Below are 6,590 nucleotides of genomic sequence, written 5' to 3' on the forward strand. Positions count from 1 at the left end.
TCTTTAATAATACCCCAATCATCAGATCTGCCCCTTATTAGCTCAATTAAATGATTTTTATGTGATTGACCAGACCACCAGTTTTTAACACTATTCCACCCTGATGAAATTTTTCTTGCAATCCACGAAATTCCCGTGTGATCAGCAATCCACTTAAAAAACTTTTTTATGCTTTTCCACATATTTTACTCCTTAAATTAATAATAAATTAACTTAATTATTTCATAAATAATTTAATATGTCAACTATTTTTTACTTTAAAGAGAAAATATGTGGTAAAAAAAGTAAAACGGCGCGGAAGTTTTCAGTTCTTGCTTACCTGCAACAATTTAATGGCACTGGTGTTCACAACCTCTCCGCCGACACGCCTCGTGATAAAAAACTTCACATAAGGTTTATTCGTATAAGGATCTCTCAGTATTCTCATCCCTCTGCTATCTACAATCTTATAAGCTTGCTTGAAATCTGCCACTGCAATTACCGGTAGCTGATTGTTCGGTGCAGGTGGCATATCAGAAGATTGATATACCGGTATTCCCATTAAAGTATCCGGAGCTTCAAGCGACAAACTCGGTTGCCAAAGGTATTGACCTGTTTGAGATTTCAGTAGCCTAACGTCCTTCAATGTACTTCTGTTCATCAAAAATGATGCATTTTTAGAGTAATACTCATTTAGAGAATAGTATAGTACCATTATTGCATCGCTATCCAATTTGTCAGTTTTAACTCGCTCTACCTTATTATAACCATTTCCATCTTCATAAGCTAAAATTCCTTTGGGTTGAAAAGTACCCTCACCCTGAATAAAGGCTTCGCTTTCTTCTTTCCTAAAAGTTTCGGCAACTTTTTCTACTAGCCAACTTTCAACATCGACAAATGCATCATCAAGTAGCTTCTGCGATATTTGAGGTTGAGCGTATAACTCGTAAGTTGTAATGGAAATCTTTTGGATTTTAGGTGTATCCGTGTCTTTTGCAAAATCATATTTAGATTTACTGCCACCACTTTCATCATCCACTGTTTCACCACTCCAACCTGCACTAGCACGTTTATAGTCTTCTATAATATAATCCAATGTTTCAGTGGAAATTCTTTGACTGGAACATATTTGCCACATTGGAGACGAGTCAGTTAAGTGCTTGTTTATGCGTTTTACAATATGTGGAGTAACTAAATATCCTCCAATATCGCCATCATCTCCACTGAGAGTTTTGCGTGATAAACCGCTTTCCACTCCCTTGCGGATATAATCAGAAAAATGCTTATCGCTTGTGCTAAAATCTTTACTAACTTCTGGCCGTTGAACTGCAGTTTCAATTAAATCCAAGCGTTCTTTGCAATTATCAATGTTACTATTTATCTTGCATAACTGCTCAACTGTTGCAGAATCAGCACGCCCCTTACTCTCAATTTCTTTTAGCCTGCAATCATTTATTATTTTAAATTGTTCCCACGATGAAACTAACTCATCAACACGGTGAGTAATATCGGTAAGTGACATAATAGCCTCCTTTGAAAATAAAATTAGAATGGAGATAAGACAACTATTGTATTTGTAGGATCTAGTTTTCTTGGTAGCTTACATTACAATATTTGTATTATTTATCTACTGAAAACATAGACCAGAAAAATATATGGTGCTACTTAAGTAGCACCATATATTAAATATGACACTTAACTTAGTTAAGTGAGGAAAAATATGAAAGATAACAACATTATAAATGTCTGTTTTTTTCATGTCAAGCACTTTTTTAATTTTTTTCTGCAGCCTCAATCAAGTTAATGATCTTAATATCAATTCTGCACTATTTGCAGGATTGCCGCTTCTTGTAATGGGCCTGCCAACCACGATATAATCGGCTCCTGAATTCATCGCTTCCTTTGGTGTTGCTGTCCTTTTTTGGTCATCATGACTTGGATCTACACGAATTCCCGGAGTAATAATATTAAAGTCTTTACCACACTCTTTGCGCACTTCTTGAGCCTCCAGCGCTGAGCAGACTATACCATGCAGCCCAATCTTTTTTGCAAGCCTTGCAAGCAAAATTACCTGCGATTTCACCTCTTTTGCTACTCCAAGCTCATTCAAATCTTCATCGCTCATACTAGTCAGCACGGTTACCCCAATCAGTTTCATTTCTGTACCTTTCACTACACTTAGAGCTTCCTTTAGCATTCTTGTTCCACCACTGATATGTAATGTTAACATTTCAACACCCAGAACCTTTATTGCTTCAACTGTTTTAGCTACAGTGTTTGGAATATCATGCAATTTCAGATCCAAAAAAATTGGTACATTGCATTTCGTAACTTCTCTTACTCCAGAAGGACCATGAGCAGCGAAAAATTCTAACCCCAGCTTTATCATACTAACTTTATCACATAGAGTATTAGCCAAAGATATGGCTTCATCCAAATCTTGCGTGTCTAGAGCACATACTACTGGGTTCATTACATACTTCCTCGCATAATCTTTCTAGACTATAAGAATAACATTGCATTTCGCAACTTCTTTTACTCAGAAAGATATAAAAATCCTATAGGCATTAGCCAGGTCTCATTTGAGTTCTGTGTTAATGTAGAACATCAGTAGCGTCCAACCGGAGTAGAACACCTACTGATATATCCGAGATCTTCTGCCGCATGCGAAGTTTCATCTGGTAAACATCGTGCGACTTCTTCTTCCAATACAGAACTTATTTTTTGCATTACTTGTAATATTACTTTTTTATCATCACCTCTAATTTCTTCACTTCCTTTTACTAATCTTTCTATCTCGCCTATTATATATTCTATCATCCATTGCATGAAATCCACTTCTTCTTTTTTCTTTTTTGATAAATCTTCCTGGAGTTGCCTTATCTTATTATCTTGCTCCAAAAGTAAACCTTTCAATTTTTTTACCCGATTACCATAACGTTTATTTATCTCTTCTAGCTCAACAGACTGACTTCCGAGGAGATCATTTGCATCATTTAATTCTTTAGACTGCTCTTCTAATTTTTTAGATAAATTTTCATTTTCTTGGATAAGTTTCGCAACCTTACATCGCAGTTCATCTAATTCTCTATTTTTGATTCTTCATATTTAATATTATTTATTTTCCCTTCTAATCTTGCTATATATCCATTTTTTTGAGCTAGGCTACTTTCTGCTTCTTGTAACTGTTCACGTAAACGTGAAATTTTACGATGCCAAAATTCCTTTATTCGTTTATAGTGTAACTCCTTTATTTGGTTACAACGTAACTCTTTTATTTGTTGTTCACGGTATGGTTTCTTTTCTTGTCTATAAGGTGCATTTATTATCCCTTCTAATCCGTTTACCATTCTACATAATTCAACTATACGATTCGTTTTAACATCTAATTCGTGCTCAAAAGATTCTTTTGCTTCAGAAAGAATACTTTGCCATTTGTTTATCTCTTCGTCTGCACCTTGCTTCTCCTGCGTTAATTCATTTAATTGACTATTTAACTTCTCCACTTGTCTATCTACATTTTCTCTAGCTCCTTTCTCTAAAGTGATTTTATTTTCCAACTCTTGCTCTTTTTTAGCAAATTTATCTCTATTAGCCCCTACTTCCCTATTATTCCCAATCGCTTTACACGAAAGTACAATCACCAAAACAGATAGTACAGCTAAAGCGAGGATCAGAGGCAGAGGTATATTAGAAGTTACAGCAAGCACCAAAGATGAAATTAATGTAAGAGTAGCCAAGGAACTGGCTATAAGATAAGGCACATTGGCTTTTTTAAACAAGCTACTCATTACTTTCCCATAAAAAGGTAATAATGTTGTGTATACTTGTTAAAATTCTCTTATCTGTAAAGGAAAATATCCATTATAGTTCTACATTTACAACAAATTTTCCATTTTCAGCTTCAAATCCTGATCGTATATCCTCACTCCACTTTATCACTTCAGCATTGCAAACTGCCTGCAAATCATTCTGCGCGGATTGATTCAACTTATCCTCTTGTACGCTCGCTTTTATCATCAACTTTTTTATCAGATGCTTAACTGATACATTATTATCTGCCTTCATCTTTCTGATAATGTTTAATATCTGAATAACATTATCTCCCATTTCCTCTGAATATTTATCGTAGATAAGTTCTTCTTTGCTCGGCCAATTACTTTGATTGTGTACAGAATTATAACTATACAACTGGTGATATATCTCTTCTGTAATATATGGCAAAAAAGGTGCAAACAACCGCAAAATAATATTCAGTACATACACCAAGCTTTGTTTTGCACTTAAACTGCTTCCGTACGCGCGTTTTTTTACTAATTCCAAGTAGTTATCACAAAAATCTTTCCAGAAAAATTCTTCCACTGTACCCAAAGCTTCGCAATATTCAAATTGCAATAGGTTATTCGTTGCTCTTTCTATAACTTTGTATAACTTAGACAATATCCACTTATCCATTGTCTCGTAAGCGGAATTTATGCTCAATGCTTGATGCTTCTCCATGAACATGGAAACAAATTTGCTAGCATTCCAAAGTTTTGTAACGAGGCGTTTGCCAATCCTGAATATATTTTCAGAGTAAACTGTGTCAACTCCAAGCCTTGAGTTTGCTGCCCAATAACGCACTACATCAGCTCCATAGGTATCAAGCATTACATGAGGAGTAATGATGTTACCTTTTGATTTACTCATCTTTTTTTTATCATCAGCCAAACACCAACCGCTGATCATAATGTTTTTCCAAGGTAAAGAATTTGCATGATAATGTGCCTTTAAAATAGTATAAAAAGCCCAAGTTCTTATTATCTCATGGCTCTGGCTGCGCAGATCTGCAGGAAATATTGTATTATAGCGATGATTTGGTAAGCTAAACTCACTGTTTACTGCCAGTGCACTTAGCTGAGGAGTAATTGAACTTGTGGCCCAGGTATCCATTACATCTTGATCTGGGATAACCTCTTCTTTGCTATACCCTTTTGGCAAATCTTTGAGTGGATCTATAGGCAAATCCTTCACTTCAGGTAGGATGATTTTGCCCTCTTCTCCTTTACGTTTTGAATACCAAACCGGAAATGGCACACCAAAATAGCGCTGTCTTGAGATGCACCAGTCCCAATTTAGCCCTTCTATCCACACTTCCATGCGTTTACGCATATTGCTTGGATGCCAATTGCATTCTTTTACTTTATCTAATACTTGAGCTTTTTGCTCTAAAATCTTGATAAACCATTGATAAGTAGGCAATATCTCAAGTGGTGCACCAGATCTTTCTGCACACTTGACAGAATGAGAAATGTTAGTGCTTTCTATCAAAAGTCCTTTTTTAGTTAGGATTTCAATCATCCTCTTTCTTGCTTCTTTAACCTTTAGTCCATTTATTTCATTGTAGATTCCAGTGTCAAGCACTGGAATGACATCATAAAGGCTTATTCTCCCATCTTGATCGATGATAATTTTCATCGGTAGATTATGCTTTTGCTGCCAATATATGTCGAGTTCATCGCCGAACGTACAGCACATAACAAGCCCAGTGCCTTTATCTACTTTAACCTTATCATCAGCTATTATCGGAACTTTTGTCTCTGTTATTGCTACTGTAGCTGTTTTTCCGATCAGATGGGTGTAGCGCTCATCTTCTGGATGACAAAAAACTGCAACACATGCTGGAAGCAGCTCAGGTCGCGTAGTTGCAATTTTGATCTGCTCATTTTCCTCAGTGGAAAAAACTATCGTATTTAAGGATGACTCAAAGACTTTGTCTTCTATTTCCGCTTGCGCAATTGCGGTTTTGTCAACCGGATCCCAAAGGATAGGCTGCATCTTTCTATATGCATATCCCTTATTATACAGATCAATGAACGACATTTGAGAAAGTGTCACAGTTTCCTTGCTGATCGTGTGATATTCCAAACTCCAGTCATAACTAATGCCGACCGATTTAAATAGTTCCTTGAATTCTTGTTTTGATTTTTCAATAACTTCATGGCACATCTCTATAAATTTTTCTCTGCCAACTTCTTTTGCACGTGTTTTATAGGTTTGTTCAACCAATCTTTCGGTAGGAAGCCCGTTATCATCAAACCCAATTGGATAAAACACATCTTTTCCCAGCATGCGCTGAAACCTGGCAATGAAGTCTGTGTGGCAATAGCTAAATATATGGCCGATATGCAATTTACCCGATATTGTCGGCGGAGGTGTGTCTATAGTGAAAGTGTTATCCTTTTCACCATTCCACTTATAAACTTTACTGCCTTCCCACAATATGTTGTATTTGTTCTCAATTTCCTGGAAGCTGTATTTTTCTTCTAACATAAACATTGCCCAATTTTAAGCTCTAAGTTAGCACAATTGAGCAAATACGGCAATTTTAATGTGTCTTATTGATATTTACTTATTATTTAACTTATTCTATTATAATTTTTAACAATAGATTAGAGGGAAAAAACAATGGAAGGTTTTAGTGGAATACTTAATCAGATCAAGTTCGCATGGATTAGCTTGATATTAAGCATAAAAAGCTACTTTTCACGTAATAATTATACATCGTCAAACATCTCTTCTAACGAAGGTAACGAGATTGATTCAGAAGATGAACAAGATGTATTTGAAGA

General features: G+C 35.7%; 5 protein-coding genes and 1 pseudogene. All 6 read right to left on the reverse strand.

Translation table 11 applies throughout. The annotated features are described in order from the left end of the window. Positions 1–182: pseudogene (locus tag HET73_RS05320) on the reverse strand (hypothetical protein); the annotation flags it as partial. 122 nt (positions 183–304) lie between these two features. Next, entirely contained in the window at positions 305–1,501 is a 1,197-nt protein-coding gene (locus HET73_RS05325; protein ID WP_174133488.1) for a phage major capsid protein, read from the reverse strand. Between the two features lie 273 nt (positions 1,502–1,774). Then, on the reverse strand, positions 1,775–2,452 hold the full coding sequence (gene pyrF / locus HET73_RS05330; protein WP_174134142.1) for an orotidine-5'-phosphate decarboxylase: 678 nt from the start codon (positions 2,450–2,452) through the stop codon (positions 1,775–1,777). A 134-nt stretch (positions 2,453–2,586) separates the two neighbouring features. After that, positions 2,587–2,895: a hypothetical protein gene (locus HET73_RS05335; protein ID WP_174134143.1), complete on the reverse strand. Its 309-nt coding sequence runs from the start codon at positions 2,893–2,895 to the stop codon at positions 2,587–2,589. Between the two features lie 164 nt (positions 2,896–3,059). Beyond that, positions 3,060–3,770, reverse strand: coding sequence for a hypothetical protein (locus HET73_RS05340; RefSeq protein WP_174134144.1), 711 nt, complete (start codon positions 3,768–3,770; stop codon positions 3,060–3,062). Between the two features lie 73 nt (positions 3,771–3,843). Further along, a complete protein-coding gene (locus tag HET73_RS05345) occupies positions 3,844–6,291 on the reverse strand; it encodes a valine--tRNA ligase (RefSeq protein WP_174134145.1) in 2,448 nt (815 codons plus the stop codon). Positions 6,292–6,590: the final 299 nt, after the last annotated feature.

It is taken from the genome of Wolbachia endosymbiont of Atemnus politus (assembly GCF_013309895.1).

Excerpts from the sequence above, each read along its gene's own strand:
- HET73_RS05325 (WP_174133488.1), bottom strand. The coding sequence starts at position 1,501 with ATGTCACTTACCGATATTACTCACCGTGTTGATGAGTTAGTTTCATCG.
- HET73_RS05340 (WP_174134144.1), bottom strand. The coding sequence starts at position 3,770 with ATGAGTAGCTTGTTTAAAAAAGCCAATGTGCCTTATCTTATAGCCAGT.
- HET73_RS05345 (WP_174134145.1), bottom strand. The coding sequence starts at position 6,291 with ATGTTAGAAGAAAAATACAGCTTCCAGGAAATTGAGAACAAATACAAC.
- pyrF (WP_174134142.1), bottom strand. The coding sequence starts at position 2,452 with ATGAACCCAGTAGTATGTGCTCTAGACACGCAAGATTTGGATGAAGCC.